The 15,297-nt window shown below is 61.7% G+C and carries 14 protein-coding genes; 8 read left to right on the top strand and 6 right to left on the bottom strand.

Translation table 11 applies throughout. The annotated features are described in order from the left end of the window. The first annotated feature begins 353 nt into the window (after positions 1-353). The 8 genes from AB4Z20_RS15595 to tadA all read left to right on the top strand — a co-directional run bounded on the left by AB4Z20_RS15595 (position 354) and on the right by tadA (position 7,581). Positions 354-629: a hypothetical protein gene (locus tag AB4Z20_RS15595; RefSeq protein ID WP_253471760.1), complete on the top strand. Its 276-nt coding sequence runs from the start codon at positions 354-356 to the stop codon at positions 627-629. Between the two features lie 4 nt (positions 630-633). Beyond that, entirely contained in the window at positions 634-1,158 is a 525-nt protein-coding gene (locus tag AB4Z20_RS15590; RefSeq protein ID WP_253471762.1) for a helix-turn-helix transcriptional regulator, read from the top strand. Between the two features lie 320 nt (positions 1,159-1,478). Then, positions 1,479-3,461, top strand: coding sequence for a tetratricopeptide repeat protein (locus AB4Z20_RS15585; RefSeq protein WP_442090191.1), 1,983 nt, complete (start codon positions 1,479-1,481; stop codon positions 3,459-3,461). A 128-nt stretch (positions 3,462-3,589) separates the two neighbouring features. After that, entirely contained in the window at positions 3,590-3,985 is a 396-nt protein-coding gene (locus AB4Z20_RS15580; protein ID WP_442090190.1) for a DUF6632 domain-containing protein, read from the top strand. A 136-nt stretch (positions 3,986-4,121) separates the two neighbouring features. Continuing rightward, positions 4,122-4,661 (top strand): kinase inhibitor, encoded by a 540-nt coding sequence (locus AB4Z20_RS15575; RefSeq protein WP_214511327.1) that lies wholly within the window; start codon positions 4,122-4,124, stop codon positions 4,659-4,661. A gap of 5 nt (positions 4,662-4,666) precedes the next feature. Beyond that, a complete protein-coding gene (locus tag AB4Z20_RS15570; protein ID WP_214511328.1) occupies positions 4,667-5,485 on the top strand; it encodes a helix-turn-helix transcriptional regulator in 819 nt (272 codons plus the stop codon). 222 nt (positions 5,486-5,707) lie between these two features. Further along, positions 5,708-7,084: a multicopper oxidase family protein gene (locus AB4Z20_RS15565; protein ID WP_253471770.1), complete on the top strand. Its 1,377-nt coding sequence runs from the start codon at positions 5,708-5,710 to the stop codon at positions 7,082-7,084. Continuing rightward, complete coding sequence (gene tadA / locus AB4Z20_RS15560) at positions 7,084-7,581, top strand: tRNA adenosine(34) deaminase TadA (protein ID WP_253471772.1); 498 nt, start codon at positions 7,084-7,086, stop codon at positions 7,579-7,581. The genes AB4Z20_RS15565 and tadA overlap by 1 nt, the downstream gene beginning before the upstream one ends. 238 nt (positions 7,582-7,819) lie before the next feature. On the opposite strand, the gene cmoB is transcribed toward tadA, so the two are convergent. From cmoB to AB4Z20_RS15530, 6 genes are all read right to left on the bottom strand, one after another. After that, positions 7,820-8,776, bottom strand: a complete 957-nt coding sequence (gene cmoB, locus AB4Z20_RS15555) for a tRNA 5-methoxyuridine(34)/uridine 5-oxyacetic acid(34) synthase CmoB (protein ID WP_043042530.1) — start codon at positions 8,774-8,776, stop codon at positions 7,820-7,822. Further along, entirely contained in the window at positions 8,773-9,516 is a 744-nt protein-coding gene (gene cmoA, locus AB4Z20_RS15550; RefSeq protein WP_253471778.1) for a carboxy-S-adenosyl-L-methionine synthase CmoA, read from the bottom strand. The genes cmoB and cmoA overlap by 4 nt, the downstream gene beginning before the upstream one ends. Positions 9,517-9,716: 200 nt before the next feature. Further along, on the bottom strand, positions 9,717-10,352 hold the full coding sequence (locus tag AB4Z20_RS15545; protein WP_258690412.1) for a lysoplasmalogenase: 636 nt from the start codon (positions 10,350-10,352) through the stop codon (positions 9,717-9,719). A gap of 2 nt (positions 10,353-10,354) precedes the next feature. Next, positions 10,355-10,747, bottom strand: a complete 393-nt coding sequence (locus AB4Z20_RS15540) for a protease inhibitor I42 family protein (protein ID WP_024617663.1) — start codon at positions 10,745-10,747, stop codon at positions 10,355-10,357. 216 nt (positions 10,748-10,963) lie between these two features. Next, a complete protein-coding gene (gene lon, locus AB4Z20_RS15535; RefSeq protein WP_250886231.1) occupies positions 10,964-13,378 on the bottom strand; it encodes an endopeptidase La in 2,415 nt (804 codons plus the stop codon). A gap of 197 nt (positions 13,379-13,575) precedes the next feature. Beyond that, positions 13,576-14,889, bottom strand: coding sequence for an MFS transporter (locus tag AB4Z20_RS15530; protein WP_253471782.1), 1,314 nt, complete (start codon positions 14,887-14,889; stop codon positions 13,576-13,578). Between the last annotated feature and the right edge of the window lie 408 nt (positions 14,890-15,297).

The raw sequence follows: 15,297 nt of genomic DNA, 5'->3' as shown, positions 1-15,297 counted from the left end.
AAACCGTGGCGAGGGAGCTTGCTCCCGCTGGGGTGCGAAGCGCCCCCAATCCAAGCTGACGGGGATCGGTCTGACACCCCGCGCTGACGGCTTTGGGCTGCAGCGCATCCCAGCATAGTCACCTTTCGCTACGATTCCCCGCCTCAACGGCACTGAGAAATGCTTACCATCTGTGGCGGTACCCAACGGGTATTTCGCCGGCATGGCGCGGAGTGCTGTCGCAATGTCCGCGAACCACTCCGTACCAAAGCTGCTGCCGAGCAAATGTGGCCGCTAAATGCTGGCGTTTGAAACCGATCTGTTTGGTTGTCATTTGACAACCTGACAGATCATGCGAATACTGGAGATCACGGATGACTCGTCCAACGCACCCGAAGAAAGAAATCGAAGAAACGCTTAGGTATGCCGAAGGGCAAGGGTGGCGCGTAGACGTTGGCGGCAGTCACGCCTGGGGGCGGGTTTATTGCCCGTACAAAGAGGTGGAATGCCGTTGTGGCGAGTTCTGTATCACTTCGATATGGAGCACGCCGAAGAGCCCTGGCAACCATGCGCGAGCCTTGCGACGCGTTGTGGACAATTGCACTGCGCATCGCAACCGACACGACGTTGATGGCGATGCTGAGGAATAGAACAATGGAATATATTTTTACCTTGAAATATCAGCTTGCTGACGACGGTTGTGCCATGGATGAACTGGTCGAGCGGCTGGGAGAAGCGGGCTGCGACGACGCCCTGGTCGGTATCGGGCAGCCGGGGCGTCTGGCGCTTGAGTTCACTCGCGAGGCGCCTGATGCGGTCAAGGCAGTGCTTAGCGCTCTGGCCGACGTCCATCGCGCGGTGCCGTCGGCCAAATTGATCGAGGTTGCGCCTGATTTGGTCGGGCTGACCGACGTTGCTGAGATCGTAGGTGTGTCTCGGCAGAACATGCGCAAGCTGATGTTGGCTCATCCAGGCAGCTTCCCGACGCCGGTGCATGAGGGCAGTACATCTATCTGGCATTTGGCAGACGTTCTGGGTTGGCTGCAGGCCAGGGGCAGCTATTCGCTTACCAAGGACGTGTTGGATGTGGCCCAGGTGGCGCTGCAGGTCAACGTTGCGAAAGAAGGCCGACGGTTGCCTGGTATGGCTTGCGAAGAGTGGGACGCTTTGGTTGGGTGACAGTGTTGGGGAGTCGCTGAAGTGGAGTTTCGATGACATGGGAGTGATCAACCCCCAGCACTGACCTGCGCCCACTAGCGTGCAGTACTAGGTTCGGACGACCGTAGGAAAGGGTTTTAGCCCATGCCAAAAGGCTGGCTTAGGCATTAGGAAGTTGTGCTTAAATGCCAACCTCTCCACCGTTGCTCTTGGCTTGTCCACGTTTGTCCGTCGCTCTCTGCACGTGAATGCGCAAAGCTGTCGGCCGCTCACAACAAGACTGCAAACTTCCATCCCAAGAACACCGTGCCGACAAACTCAGAAACGGTGTCACTGCCCTTATGTTCAAACGCATCCTGTCCGCTTTGAGCGGCAAGAAATCCAGCACGTCGACACCGGTTTCTTCCGCGCACGCTGATGCGCCGCCGCCCCAGCCGGACGAGGGTGAATTGATCACGGTCTACGACAGCTACGGTCGTGAGATGCAGATCACCCGCAACGAGTGGCGCAACAACGTCTTCCTGCCAAACCTGCGAGAGAAATGGAATTCTGCCGACGAACTCTACAGCCTGATTATCTCGGGTTTGAATGATGGCTTTGTCGCTGACTTGATTCCGGCCGCGGCACAACTGGTCGAGATCGACAGCAATCCCGAGCGCAGCCATGTCATCCAGGGCATTGTGCTGCTGGAGAACGGCCAACTCGATGCCGCCGAAAACGCGCTGCGCACGGGGATGGCGAAAGTGGGCGCGACAGGCACCTTGCTGACCAACCTGGCCAAGGTCTTCAGCGAGCGAGGTGAACCGGCGCTTGCCGATGAAACGCTTTGGCACGCGATCCAGGCTGACCCGAATCAAGAGAATGGCCTGCTGTGGTGGGCGGCCATTCAGCGGGAAAGGGCCGGCGAGGCGGGTTATGTCGAGGCGCTGCGTACCGTGGCTGCGTTGCCCGGCAGTTGGCGTGCGCCCTTGTGGTTGGCGCGTCATTGCCTGGAACAGAAGGACGTCGAGTCGGCACGCGGGTTTTACACGCAGGTGCTGACGGCGGGTACGTTCGACGGCAGCGCGCTGATGATGATCTCGGGCGACTTGGGTAACAACGGCCAGATTCCACTGATCATCGAGTTGGTCGAGCCCGTCTACGATGAGCACAAACACGACCCCATGGCCGGTATCAACTTGCTGCGCGCCTATCAGGAGCTTGGCCAAGCGGCCGAAGGCGAGGCGCTGCTCGCTCGCCTGTATGCCCTGGGTTTTGCGCCGATCAAAAGCCAGCTCGACCAGTTTGCCCAAGCCTTCCAGCAAATGCACAAGCAGGGCGCCCAAGGCGTGCCGGTGGATCCTGAAAACCTGCAGTTCGCGACGTTGGCATTGAGCCAGCCGATCTGGCACTACGGTTTGCGCAACGCCGACTGGTTCTTCGCGCAGAAACCGGAAGGGGCATCGGAAATCGGTTTCTTCGCACTGTCCAAAAGCACAGACGGGGCAGAACGCGCCGAGTCGCAACGGGAGGATGAACTGGGGCGCTTCTCGCGCGCGATTCCTCTATACCTGGCCGAAGCCGTGCACTACTGGAGCGACCATGTAGGCACGTGTTATATCCAAATCGTGGAAGGCGGCGGCCCGGTGTTATCGGGGAGTGAAGTCGACGGCCAAGCACTTTTCGATATCGTGCCGCCGACGATGAAGTCCTTCATCACCGGCGAGATCGGCTGTTCGGGTGACGGTGATCAAGCACTATGGCAGCTTTCCCTGAGCCTCTGGGACTGCGCGACCCGCACCCGGCAAACTACCGAAAGCGGCAGCGCGGTGAAGGCCGGCATCGGCGCTCTGGTACTCGACCTTGAGCAGCGCTTGCTTGCCCGCATTGGCCTGAGGCGCGAGACGCCCGTGGATTCGTTCTACCTGCATCCCACCGCCGAAGCCCTGCCGGTCTACCTGACCGAGCTGGGCCAGGCCTTCATGTTGACGCTGCTGGCGAACGGGCGCATGCCTAAATCCGCGATGTGGGGGGAGCGTGCCATGCTCGACTGGCCGCTGAACATGGCCCTTCATTGGCCCACGGTGGAAGTCGCCAAGCTGATGTACATCTCCGGGTTGGGCAAGGCCCACGATTACCAGTCGGACGTACTCGCCGAATACAAGGAGCGCAGCCTGCAGTGGCTGCGCGAGTTGGAGCAGGCGGGCAACCCTGCATCGCGCTTGGCGCCGTTGATATGGAAGGTGTTCGGTATGCAGGCGGAGCTACAGGATTACCTGCGCCACCTGCCTGAGGATACCAGTGCTGCGCACAAGGCCTGGCTGGAGCGGGTGAGCGAGGCTTAATGATCGACAAGTCGCTTGGAGACGGCCCAGGCGACTGACGGCATGGGCTGGCCGGTGTGCGTTCCAGGCGCGTTCTATACTCCGGGCACCCATTACGGCGACAGTCGCGCCGCAACAAGGAGCCAGCCATGAACGACACCCAACGACTCGCCGGCTTGCGCATGGTTTTGATCGTTGTCGGCCTGATCGCCGTCTTCGCGATCTGGCCGCTGATGAACCTGTGGCCGTCTGGCTGGGCGTGGCACAGCGGGCATTCCCACTATCCGTTGATGATTGTCGGAATCTACGCCACCCTCGGTGTGTTCCTGCTGATGGCGTCCCGCGATCCGATGAAACACCTGAGCCTGATCTGGTTCACCGTGTGGTCGAGTATCGTGCACGGCGCGATCATGGCCGTGCAGTCCTTCGACGTCGAGATGGATGGGACCCGGCATATGGGGCATTTACTCGGCGATGTGCCAGCGCTGTTCATCGTCGCGGCGGCGCTGGCTTTTTTCATTCCACGCGGTAGCCCTACGCGCTAGCCGCCTCGAGTGGCGGTGATGGTGCTCCCTTCCGGATTTCGAGCATTTCGGCACAATTGTCGAGCGTTTCGGCACACTGACCATTTGGCGTTCAACCTAGACTCTGGCTTCATTTTCAGCCTCAAACGGAGTCGCGATGAACATCAGATCAATCCTGCCTGCACTTTCCATGGCTGTGGCATTCAGTGGCTACGCGGCCGACTTTTCACTGACCAGCCAGGACATTGCTGACAATCGCCCATTGACCCAGCGGGAAGTGTTCCAAGGCTTCGGTTGCGAAGGCGGCAACACCTCGCCGCAGCTTTCCTGGATAAACGCCCCCACCGGCACTAAAAGCTACGCGATCACGGTCTACGATCCCGATGCGCCGACGGGCAGCGGTTGGTGGCATTGGACGGTCTTTAACCTGCCCGCTTCTATCCACAGCCTGCCAAGTGGGGCAGGGCCGAGTTTGCCTGCCGGTGCAGTTCAAGGGCGAACCGACTTTGGTCAATCCGAGTTTGGCGGCGCCTGTCCTCCAGTTGGGGATAAACCCCATCGCTATCAATTCACCGTATGGGCATTGAAAGTCGATAAGCTAGCGCTCGACAACCAAGCCAGCGGGGCCTTGGTAGGGTACATGCTCAATGCCAACGCCTTGGCCAAAGCGACCATTACTTCAACTTACGGACGTTAAGCGCGATGCACCCTTGTGAGGGCATACAGCACCGGGAAAACATTATCGATGCGTGTGTCATTCGGGCGCGCCAGCCCCTGACCTTGTCAAGGGTGCCGGTGTTCGTGACGACTTTGTGTCGAGTACGCCAAGGGGAAAAGTTGTTGCAGTGGGATGGCCGGGAGATGCGCGCCGGGCCGCAACATCTGATACTGATGCCGGCCGGGCGCGAGTTGGGTCTCTCAAACTTGCCCGGCCCCCACGGCCACTACATCGCCGATGCGGTGACCTTTCCCGTCTCGACATTGCGCAGCTTCAGTACCCGTTATAGCCAGCAGATCATGAGCCGTCGGGGTGTACTGAAGAATGATTTATGCGTCCGCCTGGACAGGCACACGACACAGGCATGGGATCAGTTGCTGACTGCTATCAGGGACGACGCCCCTCAGGTATTACGCACACATTATGGGGAAGCGGTCCTCCTGGGCCTGTGCCTTGGCGGCCAGCTCGGGCCCTTGCTGATGGGGCGCGACGATCCACTTTGTGAGCGTGTGCAGCAGCTGGTAATGGGCAGCCCGCAGAGAGACTGGACGGTGGCGGACGTCGCACAGCACCTGAACCTGGGAGAGTCGACGTTGCGTCGCCAATTAACGAATGAGGGGAACAGTTTCCGCAATATTCTGGAGGGCGTTCGATTGGCGACCGCGTTGCAATGGCTGCAGACCACTTCTCGCCCCATCGGTGAAATTGCCGGGACCTGTGGTTACGCCTCGGCCTCACGTTTTGCAGTGCGCTTCCGCTCACGCTATGGGCTGTCGCCACGTGAATTGCGGGAAGGAATCTAAGCTTTCCCGAGGTCACCCTTGGAACACTGGACGGCATCAACATTAAGCGCCTTGGATGTCGAGACCCTGAAAGTTGAGCTGATGGGGACTGAGAAGACCTGTGGATAATTTCTATAGGTTTTTTCATTTTTGCAGCCCTTACCGTTTCTCATCTGCGGGTGTATCGTATTCGCCTTTTGCGGGCCCAACGGTTCGCCGCGGATTCAATAGGTGGTTGCGTTCATGTCCTTTACCCGTCGCCAAATACTCGGTGGCCTGGCCGGTCTTGTTGTCGTTGGCGTGGGTGCGGGAGGTGCGTCGCGGTACTGGCTGGGCAAGCGCGCCGATGCCGATGCCGGTCACGACTATGAATTGATCGCCGCACCGCTGGACGTCGAGCTGGTGGCCGGGCACAAGACCCAGGCCTGGGCGTTTGGCCCCTCGGCGCCGGGCACCGAGCTGCGGGTGCGCCAGGGCGAATGGTTGCGGGTACGCTTTATCAATCACTTGCCGGTCGCCACCACCATTCATTGGCACGGGATCCGTTTGCCGCTGGAGATGGACGGTGTGCCGTATGTCTCGCAATTGCCGGTGTTGCCGGGCGAATATTTCGATTACAAGTTCCGCGTGCCAGACGCCGGCAGCTATTGGTATCACCCTCACGTCAACAGCAGCGAAGAGCTCGGGCGTGGGCTGGTGGGGCCGTTGATCATCGAAGAGCGTGAGCCCACCGGCTTCAAATACGAGCAGACCCTGAGCCTCAAGAGCTGGCATGTGGACGAGCAGGGCGAGTTCGTCGCGTTCAGCATTCCCCGTGAAGCGGCGCGTGGCGGCACGGCTGGCCGGCTGGCGACCATCAACGGCGTGGCGCAAGCGGTGATTGACCTGCCGGCCGGGCAGATCACCCGGGTGCGCTTGCTCAACCTGGACAACACCCTGACGTACCGCATCAACATCCCAGGCGTTGAAGCGCAGATCTATGCGCTGGACGGCAACCCCATCGAACCGCGCCCGTTGGGCAAGGAATACTGGCTTGGCCCGGGCATGCGCATTTGCCTGGCGATCAAGGCACCGCCAGCCGGCGAAGAGTTGTCGTTGCGCAATGGTCCGGTGCGCCTGGGGACCTTGCGTTCGGTGCCTAACAGTGACGCGCCGAGCCAATGGCCGCCGGCGCTGCCGCCCAACCCGGTGTCGGAGCCGGACCTGGCCAATGCCGAAAAACTCAACTTCAATTTCGAATGGGTCGGCTCGGTGTCGGTCAATGTCGACAATGGCAAGCCGCCGAGCCTGTGGCAGATCAACGGCAAGGCCTGGGACATCACCGACAAGACCTGCGCCGACCGTCCGATCGCCACGCTGAAGAAAGGCCAGAGCTACATTTTCGAATTGAAGAACATGACTCAGTACCAGCACCCGATCCATCTGCACGGCATGAGCTTCAAGGTGATCGCGTCGAACCGGCACAAGGTCGTGCCGTATTTCACCGACACTTACCTGCTGGGCAAGAACGAGCGGGCGCAGGTGGCGCTGGTGGCGGATAATCCAGGCGTATGGATGTTCCACTGCCATGTGATCGACCACATGGAAACCGGCCTGATGGCCGCCATCGAGGTGGCTTGATGCGCCAGATTCGCCCTGCCAGGATCATCGACCGTAGCCGTGACCAGGACTTCATGCGCGAAGCCCTGGCCCTCGCCGCACAAGGCGCAGCCCTGGGCGAAGTGCCCGTGGGCGCGGTGCTGGTGCAGGACGGCGAGATCATCGGACGCGGCTTCAACTGCCCCATCAGCGGCCACGACCCCAGTGCCCACGCGGAAATGGTCGCCATCCGCGCCGCCGCCCAGGCGGTGAGCAACTATCGCCTGCCCGGCAGCACCCTTTACGTGACGTTGGAACCGTGCAGCATGTGCGCTGGCCTGATCGTCCATTCGCGTATCGCCCGGGTCGTCTACGGCGCCCTGGAGCCCAAGGCCGGCATTGTGCAGAGCCAGGGGCAGTTCTTCAGCCAGGACTTCCTGAACCATCGGGTGATGTACGAGGGCGGGGTGTTGGCCGAGGAATGCAGCACCGTGCTGAGTGAGTTCTTCAAGGCCCGAAGAGCCAAATCGCAAGGTTGAACACATACCCTTGTGGCGAGGGAGCTTGCTCCCGCTGGGCTGCGTGTAGGAGCTGCCGAAGGCTGCGATCTTTTGATCTTGATCTTTCGCTCTCCACTCAATTTGCAGTGGAAAGATCGCAGCCTCGTTGCACTCGACAGCTCCTACGGGCGCAGCCGAGCGGGAGCAAGCTCCCTCGCCACAATGATTGGCAGCCCTTAAGTGAGCAGGTTGCTCTCCCACAGAGGGGGCGGGCGATTTACTTACGCGCCACAATCACCGCCCGCATCGGCGCCGGCAGCCCTTCGATGGTTTTGCTGTGGTCGGCGGGATCGAGGAAGTCGCTCAGCGACTGATACTTCATCCACTCGGTGCTGCGCTGTTCCTCTACGGTGGTCAGGCTCACGTCCACGCAACGCACATCGCTGAACCCGGCGCGGCGCAGCCAGCGCTCCAGGGCCGGGACCGACGGCAGGAACCACACGTTGCGCATCTGCGCGTAGCGGTCTTCGGGCACCAGCACCTGGTGTTCGTCGCCCTCGATCACCAGGGTTTCCAGCACCAGTTCGCCGCCCTTGACCAGGCAGTCCTTCAAGGCCAGTAGGTGCTCGATTGGCGAGCGACGATGGTAGAACACGCCCATGGAAAAAACCGTGTCGAAACCTTCCAGCTCTGCTGGCAGGGCCTCGAAGGGGAACGGCAAATGCCAGGCGTTGGGCTGCGACAGGTAGCGCTGCACCGCCTGGAACTGGCAGAAGAACAGCCAGTTGGGGTCGACGCCGATCACCGTGTCAGCCCCGGCGCCGAGCATCCGCCACATGTAGTAGCCGTTGCCGCAGCCCACATCGAGGATGCGCTTGCCTTTCAGGTCCAGGTGCGGGGCCACCCGTGACCACTTCCAGTCCGAGCGCCATTCGGTGTCCACGTGCACGCCAAACAGGTCGAAAGGACCTTTGCGCCATGGCGACAGGCCCATCAACGCGGTACGCATTTGCGCACGGGTTTCGTCGGAACAATCGGTGTCGAGCGTCAGACCATTCAGCAGGTCGACCGTGGTGGGTTGCAAGGCGGGCAGCGCATCGAGCGCGCTTTGCCAGCGCTCCAGATCGCCATGGCCCTTTTCCATCTTGCTGTCGAGTTGCGTCTGCAGTGTCGCGGCCCAATCGGCCAGGGGCGTGCCGGCCAGATGGCGGGCGAGGGGGGACAGATCAATCATGGCAGGGCAATCAACGAGGCGAAGTTAAGACACTGGAACCACGGCACGACTTTCGAGAACCCGGCCGCCAGCAGGCGTTCGCGGTGTTCTTCGAGGCTGTCGGGCTTCATGACGTTTTCGATGGCGCTGCGTTTCTGGGCAATTTCCAGCTCGCTGTAGCCGTTGGCGCGCTTGAACGCCACGTGCAGGTCGGTGAGCAGGGCATGTTCCTCGGCATCGTTGAACCGCAATTTTTCCGACAGGATCAGGGCGCCACCCGGCAGCAAGGACTGGTGGATGCGGCTCAACAGCGCGGTGCGCTGGTCCGGCGCGATGAATTGCAGGGTGAAGTTCAGTGCCACCACCGAGGCCGGCTGGAACGTCAGGGCGAGGATGTCGCCTTCGATCACTTCCACCGGCAGCAGCTCCTGGAACATCGAGTCCTGGCCGTTGAGGTATTCGCGGCAGCGCTCGACCATGGCCGCCGAGTTATCCACAGCGATTACCCGGCAACCGTCGGTGCGCACGTGGCGGCGCAGGGCCTGGGTCACGGCGCCCAGGGACGAGCCCAGGTCGTAGAGCACGCTACCCGGCTGGGCGAATTGCGCGGCGAGCACGCCGAGGTTTTCGACAATGGTCGGGTAACCCGGCACCGAACGCTTGATCATGTCCGGAAACACCCGCACTACGTCCTCGTTGAAGGCGAAGTCCGGCACTTGGGCCAGGGGTTGGGCGAATAGGCGATCGGGATCTTTGCTCACGGCGGTTCCAGCGGCATGGGTGGTGAAAAGGCCGGCATTTTAACCAAAAAACCTGTGGGAGCGAGCTTTGTGGGAGCAAGGCTTGCCCGCGATAAAGGCACCGTGGTCTATAGCAAGACCACATTATCGTTCATCGCGGGCAAGCCTTGCTCCCACAGATCCTTGCTCCCACAGAGCTTTGTTCCCATATTTATCTTTGTTCAGTGTGGCTTTTGGGTAAACGCCGACGCCGTAATCCCCCACTGGCCCAGCCAGTAACTGACGATGATCAAGTAAGGCGCGGCATGGAAGGGCTGCACGAACCGGTTGATGCCGATCAGGCTGTCGGAGAACACAAAGGCCAGCGCCCCGGCGGCGGCCAGCCAGGCCGAGCGTTTCGGCACGCCGGTGCCCAGCCGCGCCAACGCTCGCCAAAGCATGGCGCTGATGGCCAGGCCGTAGACAATCACCGGCATCAGCAACGGCCCGAGGCCGTTCGACACCAGGATCCCCAATAGCACCGCACCGATGCCCAAGGCCAGGGCCAATGGCAGCAGCGCCGGGCGGCGGCAGTCGCTGAGGTAGGCTTTCAGGTAGGCCAGGTGCGCCAGCAGAAACGCGCCAAGGCCGAACACGAACAGATCCCCCGGCCAGGCCAGCAACACATCACCCACCAGCGAAAAAATCAACCCGAGGCTGATCCAGCGCCGATAGTCACTGGGCGGCGCATCGTGCAGCCAGCCGAGCAGGGCCAGGACCGGCATGGGCTTGACCAGCAGGCACAACAGCGTGGCGTGCACGCTCAGGCCGTACAGGTAGGTGGCTGCGCCCATCAGTGCCAGGATCAGCCAGCCCACGGTCAGTTCACCGCAATGGCGCAGTCGAAAGTTTCTACAGGCGGCACTTCCGGGGCCCAGGGCTGTTGATAAGTCAGGCGCAAGCGCCCGGTGCCGGCGCTGAACGCCTGGAAGCGCCAGGTCGAGACGCCCGCGGCGCCGACGATGCCGGCGTCTTCCGGGTTGCGATAAACCTCCGGCCCCAAGCCTTTGAGCACGCCACCGGCCGAATCCTGGATCGCCCAGCGATAACCGGTAGTGGGGTTGCTGGGCAGGCTCAGGATCAGGTTCTGCCCGTTATTGAGCCTTACCGGGCACTGGCTCAGCTTTTCCACGGTCACGTTGTTGCTGGTTTGCGTGGCGCAGGCGCTCAACAGGGCGAGGCTGAGGGGGACGAGCAGGCGGGTGGGGGACATAAGGGTGGTGGCTCCGGCATTCACGACGAACGGCGAGCATAACCGAAGATGCTACTGGGTGTGTCAGCTAGGCATATGTTGTTGCTGATGCCGCCATCGCGGGCAAGCCTTGCTCCCACAATGGATCTTTGTTGTACACAAAATCTGTGAGCGACATTTAATCCTGTGGGAGCAAGGCTTGCCCGCGATGGGGCCCGCACAAGCGCTAGAGGAACATCAGAACAACACCTTCGCCACATCCGCAAACCGCTTGGCAAAGTGCACCGTGACACCTTCCTTGAGGTAGTCCGGCAGTTCTTCGAAGTTGCCTCGGTTGGCTTCCGGCAGGATCAGTTCGTTGATTTTCTGCCGCCGCGCCGCGATGACCTTCTCGCGCACCCCGCCAATCGGCAGGACGTGCCCGGTGAGGGTCAGTTCGCCGGTCATGGCCACGCCTTTTTTCGGCGGCTGGTTGCGGGCCAGGGACAGCAACGCGCTGGCCATGGTCACGCCGGCGCTCGGACCATCCTTGGGCGTGGCGCCTTCCGGTACGTGCAGGTGAACGAAGGCCTCGTCAAAGAACTTCGGATCGCCGCCAAATTGCTTCAGGTGCGAACTGACGTAGCTGTGGGCGATTTCCGCCGATTCCTTCATCACGTCCCCCAGTTGCCCGGTCAGCTTGAAGCCGCGATTGAGGGTGTGGATGCGCGTCGCTTCGATCGGCAAGGTCGCGCCGCCCATGCTGGTCCAGGCCAGGCCGGTGATCACGCCGATGCCGGACAACACCTGCTCGTTGCGGAACACCGGTTTACCCAGGGAGGCTTCGAGGTCTTTCGGCCCGAGCTTGATCACGGCCTTGGGGTCGTCGATCAGCTTCATCACCGCCTTGCGCACCAGTTTGCCCAGCTGTTTCTCCAGCTGTCGCACCCCGGCTTCACGGGCATAGCCGTCGATCAGCGCCTTGAGCGCGCTGTCGTTGATACTCAGGCTGCCCTTGGACACGCCGGCCTTGGCCAGTTGCTTGGGCCACAAGTGACGCTTGGCGATGGCGACTTTTTCTTCGGTGATGTAGCCCGACAGGCGGATCACTTCCATCCGGTCCAGCAGCGGGCCGGGGATCGAGTCCAGGGTGTTGGCGGTGCAGACAAAGAGCACTTTCGACAGGTCCAGGCGCAGGTCCAGGTAGTGGTCGAGGAATTCGACGTTCTGCTCCGGGTCGAGGGTCTCCAGCAGGGCCGAGGCCGGGTCGCCCTGGTAGCTCTGGCCCATCTTGTCGATTTCGTCGAGCATGATCACCGGGTTCATCACTTCGACATCTTTCAGCGCCTGCACCAGCTTGCCCGGCTGGGCGCCGATGTAGGTGCGCCGATGGCCCTTGATCTCGGCTTCGTCGCGCATGCCGCCGAGGCTGAAGCGGTAGAACGGCCGCCCCAGGGATTCGGCGATGGATTTGCCGACGCTGGTCTTGCCCACGCCCGGCGGGCCGACCAGCAGCACGATGGAACCACTGATCTCGCCTTTGTAGGCGCCGACGGCGAGGAACTCCAGGATGCGGTCCTTGATGTCGTCCAGGCCGGCGTGGTGCTGGTCGAGCACCTTGCGCGCGTGCTTGAGGTCAAGCTTGTCCTGGCCATACACGCCCCACGGCACCGAGGTTGCCCAATCCAGGTAATTGCGGGTGACGGCATATTCCGGCGAGCCGGTTTCCAGGATCGAGAGTTTGTTCATTTCCTCTTCGATGCGCTTCTGCGCCTGGGCCGGCAGCACCTTGCCTTCGAGCCGCTGCTCGAACTGTTCGATATCGGCGCTGCGGTCGTCCTTGGTCAGCCCCAGCTCCTGCTGGATGACCTTGAGCTGCTCCTTGAGGAAGAACTCGCGCTGATGTTCGCCGATCTTGTTGTTGACCTCGGCGGAAATCTCTTTCTGCAACCGCGCCACTTCGACTTCCTTGCGCAGCATCGGCAGGACTTTTTCCATGCGCTTGAGCATGGGCACGCAGTCGAGCACTTCCTGCAGCTCATTGCCGGTGGCGGAGGTGAGCGCAGCGGCAAAGTCGGTCAGCGGCGAAGGGTCGTTGGGGCTGAAGCGGTTGAGGTAGTTCTTCAGCTCTTCGCTGTACAGCGGGTTGAGCGGCAGCAGTTCCTTGATCGCGTTGATCAGCGCCATGCCGTAGGCCTTGACCTCATCGGTCGGCTCGCTCGGCTGGTGCGGGTATTCGACTTCCACCAGGTACGGTGGGCGATGGTGCTTGAGCCAGGTGCGAATACGCACGCGGGTCAGGCCCTGGGCGACGAATTGCAGCTTGCCGCCTTCCCGGCTGGCGTGGTGTACCTTCACCAGCGTGCCGTACAGCGGCAGTTTCGAGGTGTCGAAATGGCGCGGGTCTTCCTGGGGCGAGTCCATGAAGAACAGCGCCAGGGAGTGATGGTCGGACTTGGCCACCAGCTCCAGGGTCTCGGCCCACGGTTCTTCGTTGACGATGACCGGCAGCACCTGGGCCGGGAAGAACGGACGATTGTGGATCGGGATGATGTAGACCTTGTCCGGCAAATTCTGGCCAGGCAGGGCCAGGCCGGTACCGGAGGAGGTGTGTTCGATGTGTTCGGAGTCAGCGTATTCGTTGATGGCTTCGGTCGAGTGCTGGTCGCTCATGGGGCACCTGCGCAATGGGGTATGGGTCTTAGATGGGGCAGGTGGGGGGTGGTTTCAATGGCGGGTGATTGTTAGCGGTTATTTCATTGACCGGTTTTACCCCGTAGGAGCTGCCGAGCGAAGCGAGGCTGCGATCTTTCCCCTGACGCTTGAATCTCAAGCGAAAGCTCCAAAGATCGCAGCCTGCCGGAGACGCGTCAGGCGACCCGGTTCAAGTCGTTATGACGCGTCTCCTTCAAGCACAGCACGGCGATCACGCTAAGCAGTGCGGCCGTTGAAACGTAGCCCCCGACATAACTCAAACCACCCATCGCCACCAGTTTCTGGGCGAAGAACGGCGCGGCCGAGGCGCCGACGATGCCGCCCAGGTTGTAGGCCGCCGAGGCGCCGGTGTAGCGCACGTGGGTCGGAAACAGTTCTGGTAGCAGGGCGCCCATGGGGGCGAAGGTCACGCCCATCAGGAACAGCTCGATGCACAGGAACAGCGCCACGCCGCCGGTCGAGCCGTGGGTCAACAAAGGTTCCATGAGGAAACCCGAGGCAATCGCCAATACGCCGCCGACGATCAGTACCGGCTTGCGCCCGTAGCGGTCGCTGGCCCAGGCCGACAGGGGCGTAGCAGCGGCCATGAACAGCACGGCAAAGCACAACAGGCCCAGGAAGGTCTCGCGGCTGTAGCCGAGTGTGGACACGCCGTAGCTCAGGGAAAACACCGTCGAGATGTAGAACAGCGCGTAACACACCACCATCGCCGCCGCGCCCAGCAAGGTTGGCGCCCAGTACTGGCTGAACAGCTCGACCAACGGCACCTTCACTCGCTCCTGGCGGGCCATGGCATTGGCGAACACCGGGGTTTCGTGGAGCTTGAGCCGCACATAGAGGCCGACGATCACCAGCACGGCACTGAGCAGGAACGGAATCCGCCAGCCCCAGGCGCGGAACTGCTCGTCGTCAAGGGTCATGGCCAGGGTCAGGAACAGCCCGTTGGCCGCCAGGAAGCCGATGGAGGGCCCCAGCTGGGGGAACATGCCGAACCAGGCGCGCTTGCCCTTGGGCGCGTTCTCGGTGGCAAGCAGCGCCGCACCGCCCCATTCACCGCCCAACCCCAGGCCCTGGCCGAAACGCAGCACGCACAGCAGGATCGGCGCCCAGGCGCCAATGCTGGCGTAGCCCGGCAGCACGCCGATGAGGGTGGTGCAAACGCCCATCAGCAGCAGGGACGCCACCAGCGTCGACTTGCGCCCGATCCGGTCGCCGAAATGGCCGAACAGCGCAGAGCCCAGCGGGCGGGCAAGGAAGGCGATGCCGAACGTCAGGAAGGACGACAGCATCTGTGCCGTGCCTGAGGTTTGCGGGAAGAACACCGGCCCGATCACCAGGGCCGCAGCCGTGGCGTAGACGTAGAAGTCGTAGAACTCGATGGCGGTGCCGATGAAGCTCGCGGTGGCCACGCGGGTGGCCGAATTTGTCGGCTGGGCAGACACAGCCTCGTTGCAGGTAGCGGTCGTCATGCGGTTATCCCTGACAGTCATGTGCTCCATTGGAGCGAATTATTATGGTCGAACACCCAGGGATGTGGGCGGATATCCTTTCGCTGTGTCGGGTAGGAACAGTCGCAGGACTGATGCGGATTTTGCCGATGGTCGGGCCGGAACCGGCTGGGTGCGGATAAGCACGGGGTTCGGGCGGGGCTGGGTAAGCGGGTTGAGTATAGGAAGGAGGCTAACGAATCAACAAGAGAGCTGGCCCACAATAACGGCGCTTGCGATGAGCTTTTGTGGCGAGGGAGTCCCCGCCGCGTCGCCGACGCTGCGCTGTCGCGCAGCAAACAAGTGCTCGGCTTAAGATTGGGTGCGCGCGGGGAAAGAGGCCGTAGCTATCACTGGTGTGTCAGCACCCGCGAGGGAGAGTGGCCGGCA

The organism is Pseudomonas sp. KB_12, assembly GCF_052114545.1.
GTDB lineage: Bacteria > Pseudomonadota > Gammaproteobacteria > Pseudomonadales > Pseudomonadaceae > Aquipseudomonas > Aquipseudomonas brassicacearum.
This window is presented reverse-complemented; position numbering and strand designations above follow the sequence as displayed.

Bases quoted from the DNA above. Each gene is read 5' to 3' on its own strand.
- AB4Z20_RS15595 (WP_253471760.1), top strand. From the start codon at position 354: ATGACTCGTCCAACGCACCCGAAGAAAGAAATCGAAGAAACGCTTAGG.
- AB4Z20_RS15590 (WP_253471762.1), top strand. From the start codon at position 634: ATGGAATATATTTTTACCTTGAAATATCAGCTTGCTGACGACGGTTGT.
- AB4Z20_RS15585 (WP_442090191.1), top strand. From the start codon at position 1,479: ATGTTCAAACGCATCCTGTCCGCTTTGAGCGGCAAGAAATCCAGCACG.
- AB4Z20_RS15580 (WP_442090190.1), top strand. From the start codon at position 3,590: ATGAACGACACCCAACGACTCGCCGGCTTGCGCATGGTTTTGATCGTT.
- AB4Z20_RS15575 (WP_214511327.1), top strand. From the start codon at position 4,122: ATGAACATCAGATCAATCCTGCCTGCACTTTCCATGGCTGTGGCATTC.
- AB4Z20_RS15570 (WP_214511328.1), top strand. From the start codon at position 4,667: ATGCACCCTTGTGAGGGCATACAGCACCGGGAAAACATTATCGATGCG.
- AB4Z20_RS15565 (WP_253471770.1), top strand. From the start codon at position 5,708: ATGTCCTTTACCCGTCGCCAAATACTCGGTGGCCTGGCCGGTCTTGTT.
- tadA (WP_253471772.1), top strand. From the start codon at position 7,084: ATGCGCCAGATTCGCCCTGCCAGGATCATCGACCGTAGCCGTGACCAG.
- cmoB (WP_043042530.1), bottom strand. From the start codon at position 8,776: ATGATTGATCTGTCCCCCCTCGCCCGCCATCTGGCCGGCACGCCCCTG.
- AB4Z20_RS15540 (WP_024617663.1), bottom strand. From the start codon at position 10,747: ATGTCCCCCACCCGCCTGCTCGTCCCCCTCAGCCTCGCCCTGTTGAGC.
- lon (WP_250886231.1), bottom strand. From the start codon at position 13,378: ATGAGCGACCAGCACTCGACCGAAGCCATCAACGAATACGCTGACTCC.
- AB4Z20_RS15530 (WP_253471782.1), bottom strand. From the start codon at position 14,889: ATGACGACCGCTACCTGCAACGAGGCTGTGTCTGCCCAGCCGACAAAT.